Annotated in this window: 21 protein-coding genes and 1 pseudogene; 16 read left to right on the plus strand and 6 right to left on the minus strand. The window is 50.4% G+C overall.

Annotated elements, in window-relative coordinates:
- Positions 1-96 precede the first annotated feature (96 nt).
- Positions 97-924, plus strand: coding sequence for an alpha-helical endospore appendage domain-containing protein (locus C557_RS24840; RefSeq protein WP_018750816.1), 828 nt, complete (start codon positions 97-99; stop codon positions 922-924).
- Positions 925-1,388: 464 nt separating this feature from the next.
- On the opposite strand, the gene C557_RS0105400 is transcribed toward C557_RS24840, so the two are convergent.
- Positions 1,389-1,637 carry a hypothetical protein gene (locus C557_RS0105400; protein ID WP_018750817.1) on the minus strand — a complete coding sequence of 83 codons (249 nt, stop codon included), beginning with the start codon at positions 1,635-1,637 and terminating at the stop codon, positions 1,389-1,391.
- Between the two features lie 90 nt (positions 1,638-1,727).
- Between C557_RS0105400 and C557_RS0105405 the strand changes: the two genes are divergently transcribed.
- On the plus strand, positions 1,728-2,024 hold the full coding sequence (locus C557_RS0105405) for a hypothetical protein (RefSeq protein ID WP_018750818.1): 297 nt from the start codon (positions 1,728-1,730) through the stop codon (positions 2,022-2,024).
- Positions 2,025-2,340: 316 nt separating this feature from the next.
- On the opposite strand, the gene C557_RS25550 is transcribed toward C557_RS0105405, so the two are convergent.
- Together C557_RS25550 and C557_RS25760 are read right to left on the minus strand one after the other, a co-directional pair.
- A complete protein-coding gene (locus C557_RS25550; protein WP_018750820.1) occupies positions 2,341-2,466 on the minus strand; it encodes a hypothetical protein in 126 nt (41 codons plus the stop codon).
- Between the two features lie 188 nt (positions 2,467-2,654).
- Positions 2,655-2,867 (minus strand): annotated as a pseudogene (locus tag C557_RS25760) (hypothetical protein); the annotation flags it as partial.
- Between the two features lie 488 nt (positions 2,868-3,355).
- Here C557_RS25760 and rsmD point away from each other — a divergent pair.
- Both rsmD and coaD read left to right on the plus strand, forming a co-directional pair.
- Positions 3,356-3,955, plus strand: a complete 600-nt coding sequence (gene rsmD, locus C557_RS0105425; RefSeq protein WP_018750822.1) for a 16S rRNA (guanine(966)-N(2))-methyltransferase RsmD — start codon at positions 3,356-3,358, stop codon at positions 3,953-3,955.
- Complete coding sequence (gene coaD / locus C557_RS0105430; protein ID WP_018750823.1) at positions 3,952-4,470, plus strand: pantetheine-phosphate adenylyltransferase; 519 nt, start codon at positions 3,952-3,954, stop codon at positions 4,468-4,470. The genes rsmD and coaD overlap by 4 nt, the downstream gene beginning before the upstream one ends.
- A 5-nt stretch (positions 4,471-4,475) precedes the next feature.
- Here coaD and C557_RS0105435 read toward each other — a convergent pair whose 3' ends face one another.
- Entirely contained in the window at positions 4,476-5,729 is a 1,254-nt protein-coding gene (locus C557_RS0105435; protein WP_018750824.1) for a nucleoside recognition domain-containing protein, read from the minus strand.
- A 128-nt stretch (positions 5,730-5,857) separates the two neighbouring features.
- Between C557_RS0105435 and C557_RS0105440 the strand changes: the two genes are divergently transcribed.
- Entirely contained in the window at positions 5,858-6,886 is a 1,029-nt protein-coding gene (locus C557_RS0105440) for a SepM family pheromone-processing serine protease (RefSeq protein WP_018750825.1), read from the plus strand.
- On the opposite strand, the gene C557_RS0105445 is transcribed toward C557_RS0105440, so the two are convergent.
- Complete coding sequence (locus tag C557_RS0105445) at positions 6,881-8,134, minus strand: nucleotidyltransferase (RefSeq protein ID WP_018750826.1); 1,254 nt, start codon at positions 8,132-8,134, stop codon at positions 6,881-6,883. The genes C557_RS0105440 and C557_RS0105445 overlap by 6 nt on opposite strands.
- A gap of 176 nt (positions 8,135-8,310) precedes the next feature.
- Between C557_RS0105445 and C557_RS0105450 the strand changes: the two genes are divergently transcribed.
- The 10 genes from C557_RS0105450 to rnc all read left to right on the plus strand — a co-directional run bounded on the left by C557_RS0105450 (position 8,311) and on the right by rnc (position 16,162).
- The gene (locus C557_RS0105450; protein WP_018750827.1) at positions 8,311-8,832 is read left to right on the plus strand and encodes a YceD family protein; all 522 of its coding nucleotides are present in this window, start codon (positions 8,311-8,313) and stop codon (positions 8,830-8,832) included.
- A 56-nt stretch (positions 8,833-8,888) separates the two neighbouring features.
- Positions 8,889-9,062 (plus strand): 50S ribosomal protein L32, encoded by a 174-nt coding sequence (gene rpmF, locus C557_RS0105455; RefSeq protein WP_018750828.1) that lies wholly within the window; start codon positions 8,889-8,891, stop codon positions 9,060-9,062.
- 307 nt (positions 9,063-9,369) lie between these two features.
- Complete coding sequence (gene fapR, locus C557_RS0105460; RefSeq protein WP_018750829.1) at positions 9,370-9,966, plus strand: transcription factor FapR; 597 nt, start codon at positions 9,370-9,372, stop codon at positions 9,964-9,966.
- A complete protein-coding gene (gene plsX, locus C557_RS0105465) occupies positions 9,950-10,936 on the plus strand; it encodes a phosphate acyltransferase PlsX (RefSeq protein ID WP_018750830.1) in 987 nt (328 codons plus the stop codon). Before fapR ends, plsX begins: the two co-directional genes overlap by 17 nt.
- 12 nt (positions 10,937-10,948) lie before the next feature.
- A complete protein-coding gene (locus C557_RS0105470) occupies positions 10,949-11,935 on the plus strand; it encodes a beta-ketoacyl-ACP synthase III (RefSeq protein WP_169338205.1) in 987 nt (328 codons plus the stop codon).
- A gap of 48 nt (positions 11,936-11,983) precedes the next feature.
- Positions 11,984-12,919 carry an ACP S-malonyltransferase gene (gene fabD, locus C557_RS0105475; protein WP_018750832.1) on the plus strand — a complete coding sequence of 312 codons (936 nt, stop codon included), beginning with the start codon at positions 11,984-11,986 and terminating at the stop codon, positions 12,917-12,919.
- A gap of 111 nt (positions 12,920-13,030) precedes the next feature.
- Positions 13,031-13,780 (plus strand): 3-oxoacyl-[acyl-carrier-protein] reductase, encoded by a 750-nt coding sequence (fabG, locus tag C557_RS0105480; RefSeq protein ID WP_018750833.1) that lies wholly within the window; start codon positions 13,031-13,033, stop codon positions 13,778-13,780.
- 69 nt (positions 13,781-13,849) lie between these two features.
- Positions 13,850-14,083, plus strand: a complete 234-nt coding sequence (gene acpP, locus C557_RS0105485; protein WP_018750834.1) for an acyl carrier protein — start codon at positions 13,850-13,852, stop codon at positions 14,081-14,083.
- Between the two features lie 128 nt (positions 14,084-14,211).
- Complete coding sequence (fabF, locus tag C557_RS0105490; protein WP_026263315.1) at positions 14,212-15,450, plus strand: beta-ketoacyl-ACP synthase II; 1,239 nt, start codon at positions 14,212-14,214, stop codon at positions 15,448-15,450.
- Between the two features lie 13 nt (positions 15,451-15,463).
- Positions 15,464-16,162 (plus strand): ribonuclease III, encoded by a 699-nt coding sequence (gene rnc / locus C557_RS0105495; RefSeq protein ID WP_018750836.1) that lies wholly within the window; start codon positions 15,464-15,466, stop codon positions 16,160-16,162.
- Positions 16,163-16,889: 727 nt separating this feature from the next.
- Here rnc and C557_RS0105505 read toward each other — a convergent pair.
- Positions 16,890-17,414, minus strand: coding sequence for a hypothetical protein (locus C557_RS0105505; protein WP_018750838.1), 525 nt, complete (start codon positions 17,412-17,414; stop codon positions 16,890-16,892).
- A 291-nt stretch (positions 17,415-17,705) separates the two neighbouring features.
- On the opposite strand from C557_RS0105505, the gene smc reads away from it, so the two are divergent.
- A complete protein-coding gene (gene smc, locus C557_RS0105510; RefSeq protein ID WP_018750839.1) occupies positions 17,706-21,278 on the plus strand; it encodes a chromosome segregation protein SMC in 3,573 nt (1,190 codons plus the stop codon).

A 21,278-nucleotide genomic window follows, 5' to 3' on the forward strand; every position in this document is an offset into this window, starting at 1 on the left:
CCTGTGATCTGGTGTAATAACACAGGAATCCTCTTGCTATCTGACATATATATATAATAGGACAATATACTTATGTCTGAAGAAAGGAGCTTGCAGATGTCACAATCTAACATTCCCAATATTACCCCAACTATTTCTATAGCCAGAGATGATGCTAATACGCTACTCTTGTCTTCTATTGCATTGGAAGAGATGGGGCTCAGTCATATCATTAATGCAGAGGGTGAGAAGCTGCAGTATGTGTTGGGCACGTTGCCTGGAGTTACTGGGCTGGCGCCGACAATTTCCGACTTGCTTACAATAAATGAAAGTGTTCGTGATACGCTTCGGGCAGTAACTAATAATGAGTGGGTATTGCAAAACAAATTAGATAGCGTCTTGTCCACGCCAATCTCCATTGGGCCAACGGGTCCGACAGGACCTACAGGACCAACAGGAGGAGCCCCAGGTGCAACGGGTGCAACCGGCGCAACAGGTGCCACTGGTCCTACCGGCCCTGCGGGTGCTCCATCGGTCTTATCTGGCACACAAGTTCAATTCATTGCATCAACCGTAGAAACACTGCAGGATGGCGATGCGATTCCGTTTAATACCTTAATCAGCTCCCAGGGCAGTGCAGTTGTATTTAACAGTGTGACAGGGGAGATTACCCTCACAGAGGCAGGAAACTATTATGTCAGTTGGTGGGCAGCTTTAGAGGGCGCCAGCATATCCCCCTTTGCGGCTTTGACTATGAATGTTAATGGAGTCCCTCACTCTACTGTTTCTTCGCCGTTCGTTACGACGCAATTGTTCGGTTCTGATTTTATACCGATCACTACAGTACCAGCCACCATTACCATTAACAATAGTACTGGGAGTGCAATTTTTCTGGCCGATCTTCCGTCAACCGCAAATTTAACCATCGTGTATTTGGAAGTGTGATGTTCGACCGAATGCACCGATGTTTGTAAAAGTGTATAACGAGAGTGCAAGATTGCCCACCAATAGTTGACTTTCAAGCCGCTAATGGCATGAAAGACACGGTGGGTCTTCTATTGGCTGTGAACAAAAAAATTCACATGGAGTTTGTTTTTCTTAGCCACCGATATATTGAGGATTATATTTACTCAATATTGAAAATTTGGTTATAAATGGGTACCCAACTTATAGAAACAGCTTGTGCTATACTGTTTATCATTTCGCTGTATCAGTGTTAATTCCTCTAATTCATAGGGGTTTGTGATGCTGTAACAATAAAAAAAGCGGGCATCCCTTACGGGACGCCCATCAGGGAGATGTCAAAATTGGATGTTTGGAGAGTGCTGAGTAATCAGAAAACCCTTGATTTATAAGGGTTTTGGTAATGTGGATGATAGGCCATTTTTGTATGTTTTTGCGGATTAAGTTTAGGATTTTTTTGATGGAATGCTCGCCAACGATCGCCCAGTGTTTAATACCTTCCAGGCCAGAGCCTTGGAGAATATACTTCTGAGAATTCGGAAATTGTACACCTGTGATGATTCTCCAACCGTTTCAGCGAGTTTGTCCATATAGTCCGTAATATGGGTTCGCCGATCTCTCGTACCATCAGGGCGGTACCCGACATTAATTACAAAGAACCAAAAGATTTCTCCACGCTTTTGCATGCTGGCCATGAATAATACCTCCTTTGCTATTGGAAACTGAGTAGAAATTAAGAAACGCTTTTGATACAATATCCATATAAAGTCTGAAGGAGCGTTATTATGGATAACGACTTAAAGCATTTATTGCAATCAGTTGTACGTGAAGAATTAAAGACAGTTAATGAACGCTTGGATCGGAATGACGAACAGTTCCAGGAAGTAAATCAGCATCTTAAATCAATGGATCAGCGTTTCAGTCGTATTGAAGAAGACCAGCATTTAATTAAAAAAGCCGTTTTAGATACGAATGAGCGAGTAGTTAGGATGGAAGAAGTCCTGGATAACCAGCACAGAATTATTGAACTGCTCTCCACACGCTCTATTCAGCAAGAAGCTGAACTGAAAAGAATTAAGTAAATCGATCCGGTGCCGGTAGCATCGGATTTTCTTTTTACTCTTATGATCTTGTTATTTGGGTTCTAAATGTAAGTAATTAAATTGATTACTTTTACATGAAATTCAGCTTAAAAGCGATCATAGTAATAAAAGATAGGGCTAGGTAAGATAACTGGCATCCTTCTTATTTCTCAAAAATTGCTTTTTTGCGATTTCCTGAAGCTCATCAGAAGGCTTCTGCATTAGAACCTCTGTAATATCATTGCTGATATACTTTTGCTCTCCAATCCTGTGACCTTCTTCATTAATCCGCTTCGCTACGATTGTCACACTCCCTTCAACTGCCATACATATGAATAATCGTTTGTTCTAAAGTTACTGGGGAGTAAGCCTCTATCACATCTACAATGTACTGTTGTTCTGCAGTCCACTTCTTTCGATTTTCTAAATTAAGCTTGGCCATTGTGAATCTCCCACTATAAAGTTTATTGTTCACCTGTTTTCTCGCTTAATTTTCAACATTGACAACTTGAGGAGTACTGATGGAGAATGTAGCCCATAGACTGATTTTCTGTTAGAACGTAGGCGGGAACAGAGCCTAGGATCGATTTGCATCCAAAACTGTGGATAGATGGTTTTGATCGCACAGTGGATGTCTGTCTTACTGTTGGCTTGCCCCAGCTCCTTCATCCATGTCGCTAGTTTCGTCAGCCCTCCCTGGTCGTTGTGGAACACGCAATCCTTGCCCAGTTCAATACCATGAAAATCCATCGCACGTGCTACGTGAATCTTCTTTGCGATGTCCGCCCCGACGACCAGCGTTGAATCGGTAATGCAAAAATTAGAAATATTGATGATGTTCAATTGGCTTCACAGCTTAGTGGGGGATGAGGCGTATTGGGATGAATATCTTTCAAAGGTTCTACCTTCAATGTAGATGAAATATGAGTAATTGCTAGTCGCTCTCATGAGCGGTTTTTTTATGGAAAAGTGAAGAATGATGAGTAGCCTGTTGCGAAAGATTAGTGGATTTGGTCATCAGAAGATAAAAAAAGGACAAAAGCCCATGTATGAAACCTTGATACATGGGCTTTTGTCCGGGCATCCCTTACGGGACGCCCATCATGGGAGAGGAGAAACCGGACGAAGAGCTTATGGGGAAACGTAAGTCTTCTCCGCGGTTGTCTACGACATTTGGTGATGTCGATACTCCAAGTTTGTCCCGGTGTTTGCATTTTATACCTCATGTCCCCAAAAATTCGGGTATGATGTTTTTCGTTTTTCATTCCGTGGCGGATTGTGGTACGATATCGACAGGAATTTGAGGTAAATAAAGGTGTGTGAGTAGAGCAATGAGAGTGATTTCGGGCAGTGCCCGAGGCAGAACGCTGAAGGCGGTCCCAGGTATGGGGACAAGGCCCACGACCGACAAGGTCAAAGAAGCGATTTTTAGTATGATTGGCCCTTACTTTGATGGAGGAGCAGCGCTGGACTTGTTTGCCGGAACGGGTGGACTGGGTATTGAAGCGCTGAGCCGAGGCATGGACAAAGCAGTGTTTATTGATAAAGATGCCAAAAGCTTGGAGACGGTTCGTCATAACTTGCAAGTGACCGGTCTGGGTGGGCAGGCGGAGGTGTATAAGAACGATGCCGAACGGGCGCTAAAGGCTCTTGCCAAACGTGGGGTTTTATTTGATCTTGTCTTTCTGGATCCTCCTTATCGCCTGAAGCATGGGGATGCCTTAATGATGCTGATGGACGAGCTGAAGCTGTTGTCTCCGCAGGCAACGGTGGTGCTGGAGTATGAGTCTGATTATGTGTACCCGGCTAGCTTTGGGCCCTTTGTACAGACGCGCAAGGCGGAGTACGGTGAGACGACAGTATCCATCTATGCATACGCCTCGGAAGACCACCCAGTTCAAGATGACGAGCAAGGAGGACAAGCAACATGAGCGAACAAACAAAGCTGCGAGTCGCGGTATATCCTGGGAGCTTTGATCCGGTGACAAAGGGACATATGGACATCATTCAGCGAGCTTCGCGGCAATTCGATATCTTGGTGGTAGCTGTGCTGAATAATTTGAGCAAAAAGCCCTTGTTTACTGTAGAGGAACGTAAAGAGCTGCTAAGCCAGGCGACTGCCAATTTACCGAATGTTGAGGTAGATAGCTTCCGTGATTTGCTGGTCAACTATATGGAATACAAGCAGGGAGATGTCATCGTGCGAGGCATTCGCTCTGTGACGGATTTTGAATACGAACTTCAATTGGCATCGCTTAATCATAAATTGAATAGCAATGTAGAGACGATCTTCATGATGACAAATCCGAAATATTCCTATCTAAGCTCCAGTGTAGTTAAGGAAATTGCCAGCTTCCACGGAGATGTGAGCGATTTAGTACCCGCAGAGGTTGAGCTCGCGTTGCAGGAGAAATTTGCAAGCCAGCCGGATGACGATACAAACTAATTGTACTAACGTTGGTTAGGCCGCCGCCATAGGTTGGCGATTACGGCAAAGCCGAGAATGAGCAGGACAAGCATGAAAAGCTGCCATTTCATCACCCCGAACGCCAGTTGCCAGTCAGGCCGCCAGGAGGCCAGGGCATTCCTATCCAGGGTTAAAGAACGGTTGCCGCTAAATGCGGGCACAATTCCGGGCATCCAGTGGATAAATGGCTTCCATAGCAGTAGAGTAAGTACATAGGCATAAATTCCGTGCAGCAAACGGCTAAACAAAAAGGTGCGTTCGTTAATGCCGGCTGGACTTAAAATGGCTCGGACCTGCAGATAGGCGCATAATCCACTCCAGCCGAGCACTACGCCAAGCAAGGCGGCAGATAAAGCAGGAGCTATAGGTGCAGGAGACAGCTCGGAGAGAGCGAAGGTACCCAGATGAACTTCCAGGGTGCTTTTCAGAAGTGAAATGAAAACAGGCTGGCTTGGCAAAGCCAGAAGAAGGACATGGAGAATTACCGCAAATATCAGCATATAGCCTCCAATGACCATCAGAGTCTGTACTCCAGAAGCGACCGAGTCTCCCAGCAGCTTGCCGAAGGTGCGTCCATCTTCTTGGCGGGCCTGTTCCATGCGCCGCAGGGCAAGACGGAAGAGTGAGCTGCGCTGCTGACTTGGAGAAGGTTTGCTGCTCTCCAAGCGTTTTGCTTCTGATCCAGATGTCGCCAATTCCGGGCGTTCAGGCCACAGCTGATGCAGCGTAATGCCGGCAAGCAGTCCGGCAGCCCAATGTACCGCCAGCAGCAGCAGACCGAATTCGGGGCGGCCGACAAAGCCTGCTCCAATAACGATGACGAGCAGCATCGGACTGCAAAAGTGACTGACCGCCGCGATGCGTTCTGCTTCCTGTGAGGACACTCGCCCTTGCTTGTACAGGGCCGCCGCAGCATCGGCGGCTGCCGGGAAGCCGGCAGTCATTCCGAGGGCAAGCACCCAGCCCGTATAGCCGGGCAAGCCTAGCAGCCGCCGGGTAAAGGGATCAAGCAAGGTTCCCAGTCCATGGGCGAAGCCGCGCGCCAGCAGGATTTGGGAGAGTACAACAAACGGCAGTAACGCAGGGAAAACGATTCGCCACCAGATGGTTAATCCAACTCCGGAGGCCTGAAAGGCTTCACCCGGAGAATACACCACGCAGATGACGACTAGTATAGCCAAGAGCCCAGTTACCATTGTGGAGAGCGGGCTTTTTGTAAAGTACCGTAGATTTAACATTCACATTTCACCTTCTTAAATCATAAGTTCCAAAGCTGGTGTTAAGCAGCGTGTAGTACATGCTATGCGCGGATGACGCAGGAAAGACTAACGGTTTCAGCCAGCCGCAGTCAGAAGGGGGCGACAGCATGCGTCAAACAAGATCCGGAGCTATTAAAGCGGGAATATATATTTTGATCATGTCGATGGTGATTTACGTTGTCGTCTACATGTCTACTCCATACATGATTAATCAGCCCGGTACAGCAGAATCTATCAAGCCGATGGTGAGCGTCAAGTCAGGGGATCCGCAGGAGGAAGGGACGTTTATGCTGACGACGGTGTCGGTTAGCTATGCCAACCTGTGGATGCTGGCTACAGCAAAGCTTCATCGGCATGCCGAGGTGGTTCGTAAGGAGCCTGACCGCAATGAACGGGAGTATGAGACCCAACAGCGTTATTTTATGAACAGCTCGCAATCAAGTGCCATCCTGGCTGCTTACAATAAAGCGAACGTGGACTATAATATCGTGTCACAATACGTGTTCGTTATTGGCTTGTCCAAAGAGAACAAGCCCAAGGGGGACTTTCAATCGGGGGATATTATTCGCCAGGTTGATGGGCACGAGGTCACTCGCCTTGACCAGCTGGGCAGCTTGCTGCAAGCCAGGAAAGCGGGAGATCAGGTGTCTGTGGTATTGGAGAGAGAGGGAAAGCAGGTCAAGCAGCAAGTAGAACTGGTCGCGATTAAAACCACGGATGGAAGTCAGAGAGCGGGGTTAGGTGTGACGGTTGGAGAATTGCGCAAGGTGCAGCCGAAAGACCCTGCCAAGGAGGTTGCTTTCGTGGATACGCGTATCGGAGGTCCGTCGGCAGGCTTGATGTTTACCCTGGAAATTTACAATCAACTCACGGAAGGCGATTTGACCAAGGGCTACCGAATCGCGGGAACCGGCACGATTGCTGAAGATGGTACAGTAGGCGAAATCGGGGGCGTTCAATTTAAAATTGTGGCCTCGGAGCGGGAGAAGGCAGAAATATTTTTCGTCCCCGAGGCAAACTATAAAACAGCGAAGGCCAAGGCTGATGAAATTGGCTCAGCGATGAAGCTGATACCGGTGAAGCATCTGGACGACGCTTTGGATTATTTGGCGTCGTTGCCGGAGAAAGCTTCATAGGCCAAGGGTCTGAATGGGCGGCTGTCGGTATTCGCGCAGCAGTTCATCCGCCTGACGCCGTGGCATGGCATTGGCGTAGACGGCTGCGGCGCGGATATCCAGATCAAGCTGAGGATGGGCCAGCCCGGCAGCTCTGGTGAGCAGCGGAAGCGTGCCGGAGCGTTTGATTTGCTTCAGCAGCAGCCGTCCTTTCTCGGTAAAGCCGAGCACCCGCAAATAACCAGGCCCTTGGGCCAGTTGTTCCGGAACCAATTGCTCGCGTGGGTGCTGCAGTAAAATGTGCAGCAGCATGCGTTGGAGCTTGGTATGGGTATAGCGTTTGGTCTTGAGCTGTTGCAGTAATCCGGCAACGGTGGGTTCTGTAAGCTGGAGCAGTGCTTTTTTGAGGCGATGCTCCAGCCCTTCGGTCACCTCATGCACGGCGCCAAGCTGCTCGGGAGTAGACAGCAGCAACTGGTGAAAGAGCGGCGCGGCGAAGCTCTCCCAGGTGACCGGCCCACGCCCGGCGGCAAATTCCCGGGCGAGAACGTCTGCCGCAGCGGGCGGTAGATAGGGGACGGCGGAGTCAAGGCCGCCATCCGCCAGCAGCCGCCGTACGGCGGTAGCGCTGGCGATACGCGCGTCCTGTGGCGCGATATCGCTGTAGCCTGCGGCCCGCCGCCGGATGGTCACCGGCGCGATGCCGCTCCGAAGCCGCCGCAGCGCGATGAGGTAGTGCAGCCCCAAGCTGTTGTTGGGCTGCTCCAGCAGCGCCCGCGCTGTGGCGGCTTCGCCGCTTGCCGTGCCTTTGCCGGCAAGCGTACGGGCTGCTGCCGCGGCGTAGGCCGCGGGATAGCTCGCCCCGGTGGCGAGCTCCTCGGCGACCGCCGCCTTCAGCGCAGCGCTCTCGGCGGCCAGCCGTTCGGCCAGCGGGAGCAGCGCCTCAAGGCTGCCGGCCTCGCTGCCGAAGCACAGATGCGTCGCGATGCCTGTAGCCGCCAGCAGTGAAACTGCGCCGTAGGCGAACCACTCCGCGGGCTGCACGGCATACGCAACCGGCAGCTCAAAGACTACGTCTACGCCCAGACGCAGGGCCATTTCTGTGCGTGCCCACTTATCTACCAGCGCAGGCTCGCCCCGCTGCAGGAAATTACCGCTCATGATGGCCACGGTGGCATCTGCACCTGTTAACCGTCTGGCTTCGGCAAGATGATGGACATGCCCGTTATGCAGCGGATTGTATTCGACGACCAGACCAACAACGTTCAATGAGATTCGACTCCTTCGCTTCCGTTCCATGTGATGAACAACCTCTATAATATATCATGAAAATAAAGCAAAGCCGAATTAGCAGGGCCCGGCCGGTTAAGGAATTACACGCTTTGTTGTTGACAAAACTTACTTAAAATCGGTATAATAATTTTTGTTTGTTTGGGGTGATGCTGATGTTTATTAATTTACGTCAGGCAATCGCATCTGAAGCTCCGGTGGAGATTCATCAGGCTTTGGATGTAAGCCGTGTCGTTGAAGGTCGCAAGGACATTATCGCAATCAGTCCATTACAGGCTGATCTGCGGGGAGAAGCTCCCGGCGGAGGCGTTGTCGAGGTCCAGGGCACGCTTAGGGCGGAGCTGGATATGACCTGTTCTCGTTGTCTCAAGCCTTTGAAACGGGACATTCAAGCGGAGTTTGCAGAGAGCTTCAAGCAAGGTGAACATCCCGAGGTGGACACGCAGGCACAGGAGGAAGACGAGGACTTACATTACGTTCTGGGTGAGACAGTCGACCTGGTTCCGTATGTGGAAGAGACGTTGCTGCTGAATCTGCCGTTTGCCGCTGTATGCCAGGAATCCTGCAAGGGACTTTGTCCTAACTGCGGGGCTGATCTGAACGAACAGGAATGCGGCTGCAACAGGGACGTGATTGATCCGCGGCTGGCAGCACTCGGTGATTTTTTCAAAAAGTAAGCAAGTAAACAGTGAATATTACAGGTTTAGGTTGACTTGATAAGGAGGTGGGAACCATGGCAGTACCTCAACGGAGAACGTCCAAGACGCGTCGCGACAAACGCCGCACGCATTTCAAATTGGCTGTGCCGGGCATGGTAAAATGTGAACAATGCGGAGAATTGAAGCTTGCTCACCACGTATGCAAAGTATGCGGAACATACAAATCGAGAGAAATTATCAACCAATAAGCTTGATATCTCGTATTGCAAAGTAGTATCTCACTTCGGTGAGATGCTATTTTTTTTGCGAGCTTCCACGCGGGATCTGCACACGGGCTGGTGATTTTGCTTTTCTTTTGCTCCCGGATGATTTATACTATTTTTTAGTACCAGGTTCTAAAGTGATTCTGCGTGAAATAGCTGTTAAAATAGATAGAGGCGGTCGAACTAGCCAAACAGGCTACGTGGACTCCAATTACATAGACGCAAGACATCAAGTCCATATTACGTTGATTTTATACATCTAGCGGGAGGGGGAGGGATACCCATCGAACGATTGCCGAAGCGGGCGAGACAGCAGCAGCTCGTCCAGATGATAGAAGCCAATCCGTTCATTACGGATCAGGAATTAACGCGGCAGCTCAAGGTAAGCATACAAACCATTCGCCTTGATCGGATGGAATTGGGGATTCCTGAGCTGCGCGAGCGGATGAAGCTGATGGCTGAACGCTCGTACGATCAGGTCCGGTCCTTGCCGTTGCACGAGGTCATCGGGGAGATTGTTGATCTCCAATTGGACAAGAGCGGAATCTCCATCTTTGAAATTCGCGAGGAACATGTATTCTCTCGCACAGGCATAGCCCGGGGCCACCATGTGTTCGCCCAAGCCAACTCGCTGGCGGTAGCCGTGATTAATGACGAGGTCGCCCTGACGTTTTCGGCAGATATCCGGTTCGTGCGCTCCGTCCACTTGGGGGAGAAATGCATCGCCAAAGCCTATGTCAGACCATCTTCGGGTCAGAAGGGCAAAGCCAAGGTCGAGGTGTTTACTTACGTGGGCGAAGAGATGGTGTTTCAGGGGAACTTTGTAATCTACCGGTCTGCCGGAGAGGAAGGGCAAGAAGGGGGAAGTCGGCATGAGAATCGCGATTGATGCAATGGGGGGCGACCACGCGCCGAACAGTACGGCAGAAGGCGCGTTGGCCGCAGCTAAGGAATGGACTGACACGGAGATTATTCTCGTTGGCGATCAGCAGGTATTGAAGCCTTTGTTGGGAGAAGCTCCTAACAATTTGCGAGTTCATCATGCCTCCGAGATGATCGCTGCTGATGACGAGCCAGTCAAGGCAGTGCGGCGCAAGAAGGATGCTTCCATGGTTGTGGCAGGCCGCTTGGTCCGGGAAGGACAAGCGGAGGCGATGATCTCTGCTGGCAACACCGGTGCACTAATGACAACCGGTCTGCTGGTTGTGGGCCGTCTGGAAGGTATCGAGCGCCCTGCATTGGCTCCAATGATTCCGACTGTGGATCAGCGCGGCGTGCTGGCCCTCGACTTGGGTGCCAACATGGACGCCAAGCCAGAACATTTGGCTCAGTATGCCCTCATGGGTAGCATTTATCGGCAGAAGGTGCACGGGATAGCTGCGCCGCGGGTAGGTCTGCTTAATGTGGGCACGGAGGCTATGAAGGGCAATGAGTTGACCAAGGCAGCGTACCCGCTGTTGGAGGACTTGCCGATCCATTTTGTAGGCAATGTGGAGTCACGGGACATTTTGAGCGGGGCTTGTGATGTCATTGTCTGCGATGGCTTCGCCGGGAACATTATGCTGAAGTCGCTGGAGGGAACGGCGGGAACGATGTTCTCCATCTTGAAGCAGGAGTTCTCTAAATCCCTGAAAAATAAATTGGCTGCAGCCGTGCTGATGCCGTCGCTCCGTGGAATCAAAAAGATGATGGACTATAAGGAGCATGGGGGTGCCCCGCTTCTGGGCCTTAATGGGTTGGTTGTAAAAGGACATGGCTCCTCGGACGGAGGGGCGATCAGGAATGCGGTTCGCCAGGCCAGACTGGCGCTGCAAAGTCAATTGACGGAGAATATAGCAAAGGAAATTAGCAGGAAGTGAGTGACTGAGGCAATGAAATTACGTTCGGTAGGCATTATCGGAACCGGTAAATATGTTCCAGAGAAAGTATTGACGAATGCGGATTTAGAGAAAATAGTAGAAACGAACGACGAGTGGATTGTCTCCCGGACGGGAATTAAGGAACGGCATATTGCTGCTCCTGATCAGGCTACATCGGATTTGGCTTATGAAGCGGCTATTCGCGCCTTGAAATCGGCAGGCCTTGAAGCAAGTGAACTTGATCTGATTATTGTGGCAACCATTACGCCGGACTCGGCGTTTCCATCGACAGCATGTATCCTTCAGGATAAGCTGGGCGCGAAAAAGGCCGCGGCATTTGACTTATCTGCTGCCTGCTCGGGTTTTGTCTACAGCATGGCTGCGGCCAATGGTTTTATTCAAACGGGAATGTACCGTAATGCGCTGGTGATTGGCGCGGATACGTTATCACGAATTACCGATTATACGGACCGCAACACCTGCGTCTTGTTTGGCGACGGCGCTGGCGCTGTCGTGATTGGTGAAGTGCCGGAGGGCCGGGGCTTCCTGTCTTTTGATCTTGGCGCAGAGGGTGCAGGCGGTGAATTGCTCAAGATGGAAGCGGGCGGTTCACGGCTGCCAGCCTCGGAGGCTACCGTGGCGGAAGGCAAGCATTACATTTATATGAATGGCCGCGAGGTGTTCAAGTTTGCGGTACGAGTGATGGGAACAGCTACCGAAGAAGTGCTTCGCAAGGCTGGAAAGAGCAAAGAAGACATCGATCTGTTTGTGCCTCATCAGGCTAACATTCGTATCATTCAATCAGCGATGCAGCGTCTGAATCTGCCGGAAGAGAAATGCGTCATCAATGTAGATAAATACGCAAATACTTCGGCTGCTTCGATTCCGCTAGCTTTGGTGGAAGCCGCAGAGGAAGGTCGTATGAAAGAGGGCGACACCATACTGCTCGTTGGCTTCGGCGGCGGCTTGACATGGGGAGCTTCCGTCCTCGTGTGGTAAGCAAGGCAAGCAAATGGGGAGATAATTATATATGGGAGAGTGGGGAAGATGAGCAAAATAGCCTTTGTTTTTCCCGGACAAGGGTCTCAAAGCGTTGGTATGGGTAAAGACTTATATGAGGCTCGGCCCAAGGCGCGCGAGCGCTTTGAACTGGCGGATACGCAACTTGGCTTTCCACTCAGCCAGCTGATATTTGATGGTCCGGAAGCTGAACTGAAGCAAACCGCCAACACGCAGCCTGCGTTGTTGACCACAAGCGTTGCTTTGGCCGAAGCCTTTGCTGCCAAAGGACTGGCCCCCGACTATGTGGCAGGGCACAGCTTGGGCGAATATAGCGCATTGACTGTAGCGGGTGTCTTATCCTTCGAGGATGCGGTGTCCATTGTTCGGGCACGTGGTGAATATATGGAGCAAGCCGTGCCGGGAGGACAGGGAGCCATGGCTGCGGTGCTTGGCGGTGAACGTGAAGCGCTGAGTGCTTTATGTGCCGACATTACCGCAGGCGGGGCATTGGTTGAGCTGGCGAATGTGAACTGCCCGGGGCAAATCGTGGTTTCGGGCAGCAAGGAAGGCATCCAGCAGGTAGTCTCCCGTGTGAAAGAAATCGGGGCTAAACGAGCTATTCCGCTTGAGGTCAGCGGACCGTTCCATTCCTCGCTTATGAAGTCAGCCGCGGAGCGGCTTCAAGAGCGGCTTGCAGCCGCTGCTTTTCACGATGCCTCCATTCCGGTGGTTGCTAACGTCACGGCTCGTCCTGTACAGGAGGGGGCCCAGATTGCAGAGCTGCTGGTGCAGCAGGTGTATTCACCTGTATTATGGGAGGATACTGTGAAGTGGCTGATTGCCCAAGGAGTGGATACGTTTGTCGAGATCGGTCCTGGCAGTGTGTTAACAGGATTGATCAAGAAGACCGACAAATCGGTACGGTTATTTAATGTGAATAATTTGGATAGCCTGGAAGAAACAGCGGCAGCACTGCGATAAAAAGCGGCAGCCATTTCCAAGGCGGGCATCGCCGCAAAGGAGCCTGAGGCTTCATGAATGGCGTGCCGGATTTGTAGACTTCGGATTAACGAGGCGAAAGGAGATGGATTAATGAGCAAACCGCTTCAAGGGAAGACGGCTTTGGTCACGGGCGGCTCTCGTGGAATCGGTCGTAGCATTGCATTGGCATTGGCGGAAGCCGGGGCAGATGTAGTCGTCAACTATGCCGGGAACGAGGAGGCCGCAGCCCGCGTTGTTGCCGAAATCGAGGTGTTTGGCGTAAGAGCTTACGCTGCGAAAGCGCATGTTGGAAGCAACGAGCAGTTCGAGGGTATGGTTAAGTCCATGCTGGAAGCCTGGGGCCGTATCGACATTCTGGTGAATAACGCAGGAATTACAAGAGATAATTTAATTATGCGGATGAAGGAAGAAGAGTTCGATCAGGTTATTGAGACGAACCTGAAGGGCGTGTTCAATGGCATTAAGGCCGTCACCCGTCCGATGATGAAGCAACGCTCGGGCCGGATTATCAACATCTCTTCGGTGGTTGGTGTGCTGGGTAATGCGGGTCAAGCCAATTACGTAGCGGCCAAAGCCGGAGTCATCGGCCTGACGAAGTCCTCGGCGCGGGAGCTGGCTTCACGCGGCATTACCGTGAACTGCATCGCTCCGGGATTTATCGAGACGGATATGACGGACGAGCTTCCGGAGGAATACCGTCAGAAGCTGCTTGCCGACATCCCGCTGGCCCGTCTGGGACAGCCGGAAGAAATCGCGAATGCCGTGTTATTCCTCGCCGGAGACAGCGCGTCCTATATGACAGGGCAAACGCTGCATGTAGACGGCGGAATGGTTATGTAAATCGTGTATTTGGCTTCTATGGCATTTTAACTTCAAATCTCTTATAATACCAAAGAGGAGGTGAACCGGATGTCCGATGTATTGGATCGCGTAAAACGCATTGTTGTGGATCGCCTTGGCGCAGATGAAGCCGAAGTGACACTGGAAGCGTCTTTCAAAGACGACTTGGGTGCGGATTCGCTTGACGTGGTTGAATTGGTCATGGAGCTCGAAGATGAATTCGATCTGGAAATTTCAGACGAAGATGCAGAGAAGATTACGACCGTAGGTGAAGTTGTAAATTACATACAATCTCATACCTAATGTCATTCCAAAGTCCCGTACCTCCTTCATAGCAGGCGGGACTTCTCCTCATCTTGAGGATCTGCGGATTTCATTATTGGATCCATGAATTTGTATAGTACACATAAGTCCATACGAGGTGAGTGTGTTTGAAGCATAGAGTAGTAGTTACAGGTATGGGAGTCGTTACGTCTCTCGGTCAAGATTTGAATACATTTTGGAACCATTTGCTTGAAGGAAAATCCGGCGTATCGCTGGTTGATGCGTTTGATGTTAGTGATTATCCTACGAAAATAGCGGCCTCGGTGAAGGATTTTAATCCTGAGGATTACATCGATCGCAAGGAAGCCCGAAAAATGGACCGATTTGTGCAATTTGCTGCGGCAGCGACAAAGAGTGCTATTGAAGACAGTGCTCTGAATATAGCTGAACAGACCAATCCGGAGCGGGTTGGGGTAATGATCGGTTCAGGTATCGGCGGTCTTGGAACGTTTGAAGATCAGCATAGTGTCTTGTTAGGGAAGGGACCCAAGCGGATTAGCCCATTCTTTATTCCTATGATGATTGCGAACATGGCCTCCGGGCACGTGTCCATTCTGTATGGAGCAAAGGGTCCAAACACGACTACGGTGACTGCGTGCGCGACCGGAACTCATTCCATTGGAGAGTCTTACCGGCTGATTCAGCGTGGTGATGCTGATGTGATGATTTGCGGCGGCGCGGAAGCAACGATCCGTCCCACGGGCATGGCTGGCTTCTGCTCGATGCGAGCTATGTCGACGCGCAATGACGAGCCGGAGAAGGCCAGCCGTCCGTTTGATACGGAACGGGATGGCTTTGTCATGGGCGAGGGCGCTGGAGTGCTGATTCTGGAATCGCTGGAGCATGCGCAAAAACGCGGAGCTCAAATTTATGGAGAGGTTATCGGCTATGGGCTAAGCGCGGACGCGCATCATATGACTGAACCCGATCCAAACGGACCGGAGCGTTGCATGACTATGGCCATCCAAGATGCGGGCATTCAGCCAGACCAAATTGATTACATCAACGCACATGGTACTTCGACGCCCGTAGGGGACCGTTCGGAGACGACCGCGATCAAGAGGGCGCTGGGCGATCATGCTTACAAGGTAGCCATCAGCTCGACCAAGTCGATGACGGGTCATTTATTGGGTGCTGCTGGCGGAGTAGAGGGCATTATTTGTGGGCTTACACTCAAGCATGGCATTATCGCACCTACCATCAATTTGGAGCATCCTGATCCAGAATGCGATTTGGACTATGTTCCAAACGAATCCAGACGGGCAGATGTACAAGTGGCGATGTCCAATTCCTTTGGATTTGGCGGACATAATGCCACAATTATTCTAAAGAAATACGAAGCATAAGGGGTTAGGTCCGGTGAATGGAGATCTGAAGCAGTTACAGCAAAAACTTGAACTGGTATTCCAAAATCGGCAGCTTCTAAAACAGGCCTTCACCCATGCATCATATGTGAACGAGCACCGTTTTAATCAATACGAGGACAACGAACGCCTGGAGTTTCTAGGGGACGCTGTCCTCGAATTGACCGTTTCGGAGCACTTATATCGGTTATTTCCCGACCGTCCTGAGGGTGAATTGACCAAGCTGCGGGCCGCGATCGTTTGCGAGCCGTCACTTGTTAAATTCGCCGAAAGCCTGGAATTCGGCCGGTATGTATTGCTTGGCAAGGGCGAGGAATTAACGGGGGGAAGAACGCGCCCCGCACTGCTTGCGGACGTGTTCGAATCCTTTATCGGTGCATTATACCTGGATCAAGGCCTGGAAGCGGCTACTGCGTTCCTTCATCGTTATGTTTTTCCTCAATTGTCTCTGGAAGGCAAGCTGCAAACCAGCGACTTTAAGACGGAGCTTCAGGAACTGACGCAGCATCACGGCATGGGAACTTTGGAGTACCGTATCGTGGAAGAGCGGGGCCCTGCCCATGAACGGGAATTCGTCTCCGAGGTTTGCATGGAAGGCCGCGCGCTGGGCCGAGGTCACGGCAGATCCAAGAAAGAAGCCGAACAGCAAGCGGCTGCCGTGGCGCTGGAGTTGCTTAAGGGCTCAGAATTTTGAACATGGTATGATTTGTGAGTATATAAAAGAAGAAAGGCCTCCCGGTTGGGATGTCTTTCTTCTTTATATATCAAATTGATGAAGATTTTAGTACGTTTAAACCACTGGAGATATTTAATCCTTGTCGGTTTTATTTTGTTCTGGGGGATTCGTTTTTGAGGTGCAACATGGAGCATCTACTGTTGAAATCCCACTTAATGGGTCAAATTGATATAGCGAAATATAAAGTTTCCGTAATTCTTGTAACTGCACAGCCAGTTCCAATCCAAACTTAAAAAAATTTCTTTTTCCTTTTTAGGAAAATCTTCGCACACACAGTTGGCATAAGAAATTACGGCATTGTGAACCATCTGAATGCTTTTTAATAATTTATGTCTACATAAACTTGACATAAAATGCTCCCCTTTAAGGTGATTTTGAAATAGAATATAATGTTACTTAATGAAATTAAAATGGATTAGATATCTTATTACTATTTTGAAGCTCATTCATTACAAGAGGAACCTGAACCGCAGCCTTCTTAGAAAGGGCATTGCCTAAGATCTGTTCTTAAGAGGTGAAAGAAAATGAATAAGTTTGTTTATGATGACGATTTGGACTTTATAAATGCTAAATATACTCTGATTTGTTTTTTGTCATTTATTACAATTCGAAGGATTTTGCCTTTAGAAGAAAAAAAGAGTCAACTGAAGCAAAGGATAGCAGAAGCTAAAAATATTAATTAGTATTATGTGGGTATGCCGCCGTCAACAGGAAAGCAATCTGTTTCACACGTTTTAATACTATTGGTGCACATATTAATACACAAGCTAGGTTTTATTTTAGCTGCAGCGCATGCAATAAGACAAAATTCATTTAACTCAGGTACATATTTACAGTTATATTCCCTCCATTCTTGGCCAGGAGGACAAGATGAAGCTGTATTTGCAGCAGGAGTGAAGTTGTTTTGCATACTCTCATCTAGCTCTAGTTCTTTTTCTTCGTCTGTAAAGTAATTTTCTATTACATTCCCCGATTGAGTCAGAAGTGTACTTTTCGTTGTAACTTCCACCAGTTCATCATTTTCGCTATAAGACAGGACAAAAAGCTCAGGTTTACTTTTAGCAGATAAGATTAAATACTTAGTATCTTTAAATTTGTAAAGTCGAGGATCACTTAGTTCGAGCGAATCCTTTTTGTCTTGTAACAAGGTAGTTGCGCTTTTGATTCTTGATTCTTCAACTTGCAGTTTAATTAGCTTATTGTTCTCCATGCTTAATCCCACCTATTGATTATTGCAGGTGAGCTTTCCCTAGGATATAAATCCAAGATAACTGTATCCCGCAGTTTTCCTGATTTAAGAGAATTCATCTGCAAGATTAATATATTGATATACGTAACATCGTGTTGCAAACGAAAGTAAAAATGAACATTATGTCTAGTTGTTCTGTTAAACACTGATGAATTTCTAGCAAGCGTAATATCATACTTCCTTGTAAGACGGATGCCTGTCCACCAACGCTTCCGGTGTGATACAATAAAGGTTAGAGGTGATAGTGGACGTATGTTTCTGAAACGGATAGAGCTAGCGGGCTTTAAATCCTTTGCCGACAAGACGGAGATGGAATTCGTACGCGGCATTACCGCCGTGGTTGGCCCGAACGGCAGCGGGAAAAGCAATATCTCCGACGGCATCCGCTGGGTGCTTGGAGAACAAAGCGCCAAGTCTCTGCGCGGCGGCAAAATGGAGGACATCATATTCGCAGGGAGTGATGCGCGTAAAGCGGTCAATTTCAGTGAGGTGTCCTTGACGCTGGATAATACGGATCAGGCGTTGCCGCTTGATTTCAGCGAGGTCACGGTAACCCGCCGGGTTCACCGCAGCGGGGACAGCGAGTATTTTATCAATAAGCAGTCTTGCCGTTTGAAGGACATTACCGAGCTGTTCATGGATACCGGCATCGGGAAGGAAGCCTACTCTATCATCGGGCAGGGGCGAATTGAGGAAATTCTGAGTACGCGCTCGGAGGACCGCCGTGGTATCTTTGAAGAGGCTTCCGGGATTGTAAAGTACAAGAGCCGCAAGCGCGATGCGCGCCGCAAGCTGGATGATACCGAACAGAATCTGCTGCGGATCAACGATCTTGTCGTGGAATTGGAAGACCAGATTGGACCGCTGAAGGAGCAGTCCGAGAAGGCCCAGAGATATAAGGAACTGCGTGAACAGTTGAAAAATAAAGAAATCTCCCTCTATGTTCATCAAATTGAGCAAATTCACGAGACGTGGAGTGAGGCCAATGCCAAGCTGACCAAGCTTCAAGAAGAGCAGCTTGCATTGTCGACGGTCGTGTCCGCTCATGATGCCAAACTGGAAAGTGACCGACTGGCCTTGCGTCAGGTGGAGGACCAGATTGAAGCCCTGCAAAGTCAGCTTCTGGAGTACAGCGAGAGCTATGAGAAGAGCGAGGGATATGGTGAGGTTTTAAAGGAGCGGGCTAGAAATCTGGCGCAAAACCGCGAGCAGCTTAGCCAATCTTTGGGGGTGAGCGAAGAGCGTTATGCCCAGCGCTCGCTGGAACTGGAGCAGCTCACAGCCCAGTTCGCAGCGGCTGAGGAACAACTGGACAAGCTGCGCACCGAGCTGGCTGCGGAAGAAGCGAAGCTTATCGGAGTAACCGGCGGAATCAGTCAAGCTCAGGAGGAAGGCTTGAAGGGCCAGCTGCTGGATGTTATGAACCAGATGGCGCAATCTCGCAATGAAATCCATTATGCCGAGCAGCAGAAAGAAGGCGTGAAACGCCGGATGGAGCGTGCTGAGGAAGAGGGCGTGAAGTGGACGGAAGAGCTTGATCGTCTGAAGGGCCGCAAGACCGAGCTGGAAGCGGCGCTGGCCCAGCTGGGGGAGGAAATTGCCGAGCTTCGCGGCCGCTACATTCGTGAAAGCGAGCATAATCAGCAACTCCAGAAGCTGGTTGAGGAGAGCCAGAGCGGCATCCGCAAATGGGAGCAAAAGCGTGAGGCGCTAGTGTCTCGCCGCGATACGATGAAGGAGATGGAGGACGACTACGACGGGTTCATACTCGGGGTAAAGGAAGTGCTCAAGGCGTCCAAAAAGTCGGCATTGTCCGGTGTGCATGGGGCTGTTGCGGAGTTGATCCGGGTTCCGGAGAAGCTGGAGACAGCGGTGGAAACGGCACTAGGCGCCGCTATGCAGCACATTGTCATGGAGAACGAGGCTGTCTCGCGTCAGGCCATCGCTTTTCTGAAGCAGCGGCAACTGGGGCGGGCAACCTTTCTGCCTTTAGATGTCATCCGTCCTCGCCAAATCTCTGCAGCAGACAAGCGGATTTTGGAGGAAGCGTCAGGCTTTGTTGGCATCGGTGCTGAACTGGTGGGTTATGAACCCAGATATGAGAGTATCGTAGGCAGCTTGCTGGGCAATGTCGTATTTGCAAGTGACCTGGAGCATGCCAACAAGATGGCAGCCAGACTGCAATACCGTTTTCGCATTGTGACCCTGGAGGGCGATGTCGTCAACGCCGGCGGCTCGATGACCGGGGGGAGCCAGCATCGTAAGAACAATAATTTGCTGGGACGCAAGCGTCAGCTTGACCAGCTTGCCGCTGACATCCGCGAAAGCGAACAAATGCTGGACAAGCTGCGCAAGGGCTTGACGGATGTACGCAGCCAGCTTGGCAAATCGGAGAACGAACTGGTCCGGCTGCGTGAAGCAGGAGACGCCAAGCGAGTAGAAGAGCAGGCATGTGCCGGAGATTTGAAGCAGGTGGAGCATGAATGGCGGCATGTGTCGGAGCAATTTGAGCTGTACGGGCAAGAAAAGGGGCATTACCTGAAGGAGCTGGAGGACCTTGAAGCAACCAAGAAGGCAGCGGAGGAACGGCTGGTAGACTTGGAGAAAGAGGAGCTATCCGTTCAGCAGTCCATCCGGGCTGCCGAGTTCGCCCGCAAAGCGAGTGAATCGGCCAAGGAAGAGCTGCAGGATGCCTTGACCGGACTTAAGGTGCGTGAGGGCAAGCTGGATCAGGAATGTCATTCGCTGCGCGAGCAATTGCGTCGTTCCGAATCCGAATTCAAGGTGCAGGAACGGGAACTGGCTCAGAACCGTACAATTTTGCAGTCTATCGAAGCGGATTTGGAGCAAAATATACAGCAAGGTGTACAGCAGCGTGAAGAATTAAACGATTATAAGCTGAAGAAGGAACGTACCGGGGAGCAGCTTGAATTGGAACGGGCTTCTCGTGCTGCCCTCGTCAAGAAGCTGGAGGACGGAGAAAGCGAGACGAAGGAACAGCGAGTTGCGCTGAAAGCCGTAGAGGATCAGTTGCGGCAAACGGAAATTCAGGCCAATCGCCTCGATGTGGAGCTGGATAACATTTTGCGCAAGCTGTCTGAGGATTACGAGCTGAGCTATGAATTGGCCAAGCAGCGTTATGCTGTGCCTGAGGATGTGGCACAGACTCAAGGAGAAGTCCGGGAGCTCAAACGGCAGATTACGATCCTTGGAGAAGTGAACCTTGGAGCCATTGAGGAGTATAACCGTGTCTCCGAGCGCTATCAGTTCCTCAGCGAGCAGAAGGATGACCTTGTCGAGGCCAAGGCCACGCTCTACCAGGTGATCCGCGAGATGGATGAGGAGATGTCCAAGCGGTTCAAAACTACGTTTGATGCGATTCGCCGGGAATTTGTCATCGTATTCTCCAAGCTGTTTGGCGGTGGCCGGGCCGATCTGATTCTGGTCGATCCCGACAATTTGCTGGATACCGGTATCGATGTAGTAGCGCAGCCTCCTGGCAAGAAGCTGCAAAATTTGCAATTGCTATCCGGTGGGGAACGGGCGCTGACGGCAATGGCGTTATTATTTGCCATTTTACAAGTAAAGCCGGTGCCGTTCTGTGTGCTTGATGAAGTCGAGGCGGCGCTGGATGAAGCCAATGTCTCGCGGTTTGCCCAATATTTGCGCGAGTTCTCCGAGCAGACTCAGTTCATCGTGGTAACCCACCGCAAGGGTACGATGGAGGAAGCGGACGTGCTGTATGGGGTGACGATGGAGGAAGGCGGCGTATCCAAGCTTGTCTCCGTCAAGCTGGAGGATGAAGAAACGGTTGAAATTGCTTAG

Origin of the sequence: Paenibacillus sanguinis 2301083 = DSM 16941 (assembly GCF_000374825.1) — a bacterium.
Classification (GTDB): domain Bacteria; phylum Bacillota; class Bacilli; order Paenibacillales; family Paenibacillaceae; genus Fontibacillus; species Fontibacillus sanguinis.

Coding starts and splice junctions, on each gene's coding strand:
- C557_RS0105435 (WP_018750824.1), bottom strand. CDS start 5,729: ATGTTAAATCTACGGTACTTTACAAAAAGCCCGCTCTCCACAATGGTA.
- plsX (WP_018750830.1), top strand. CDS start 9,950: ATGAGAATCGCGATTGATGCAATGGGGGGCGACCACGCGCCGAACAGT.
- C557_RS0105505 (WP_018750838.1), bottom strand. CDS start 17,414: ATGGAGAACAATAAGCTAATTAAACTGCAAGTTGAAGAATCAAGAATC.
- acpP (WP_018750834.1), top strand. CDS start 13,850: ATGTCCGATGTATTGGATCGCGTAAAACGCATTGTTGTGGATCGCCTT.
- coaD (WP_018750823.1), top strand. CDS start 3,952: ATGAGCGAACAAACAAAGCTGCGAGTCGCGGTATATCCTGGGAGCTTT.
- fabD (WP_018750832.1), top strand. CDS start 11,984: ATGAGCAAAATAGCCTTTGTTTTTCCCGGACAAGGGTCTCAAAGCGTT.
- C557_RS0105405 (WP_018750818.1), top strand. CDS start 1,728: ATGGATAACGACTTAAAGCATTTATTGCAATCAGTTGTACGTGAAGAA.
- C557_RS25550 (WP_018750820.1), bottom strand. CDS start 2,466: ATGGCCAAGCTTAATTTAGAAAATCGAAAGAAGTGGACTGCAGAACAA.
- smc (WP_018750839.1), top strand. CDS start 17,706: ATGTTTCTGAAACGGATAGAGCTAGCGGGCTTTAAATCCTTTGCCGAC.
- C557_RS0105400 (WP_018750817.1), bottom strand. CDS start 1,637: ATGGCCAGCATGCAAAAGCGTGGAGAAATCTTTTGGTTCTTTGTAATT.
- C557_RS24840 (WP_018750816.1), top strand. CDS start 97: ATGTCACAATCTAACATTCCCAATATTACCCCAACTATTTCTATAGCC.
- C557_RS0105440 (WP_018750825.1), top strand. CDS start 5,858: ATGCGTCAAACAAGATCCGGAGCTATTAAAGCGGGAATATATATTTTG.
- fabG (WP_018750833.1), top strand. CDS start 13,031: ATGAGCAAACCGCTTCAAGGGAAGACGGCTTTGGTCACGGGCGGCTCT.
- C557_RS0105470 (WP_169338205.1), top strand. CDS start 10,949: ATGAAATTACGTTCGGTAGGCATTATCGGAACCGGTAAATATGTTCCA.
- C557_RS0105450 (WP_018750827.1), top strand. CDS start 8,311: ATGTTTATTAATTTACGTCAGGCAATCGCATCTGAAGCTCCGGTGGAG.
- rpmF (WP_018750828.1), top strand. CDS start 8,889: ATGGCAGTACCTCAACGGAGAACGTCCAAGACGCGTCGCGACAAACGC.
- rsmD (WP_018750822.1), top strand. CDS start 3,356: ATGAGAGTGATTTCGGGCAGTGCCCGAGGCAGAACGCTGAAGGCGGTC.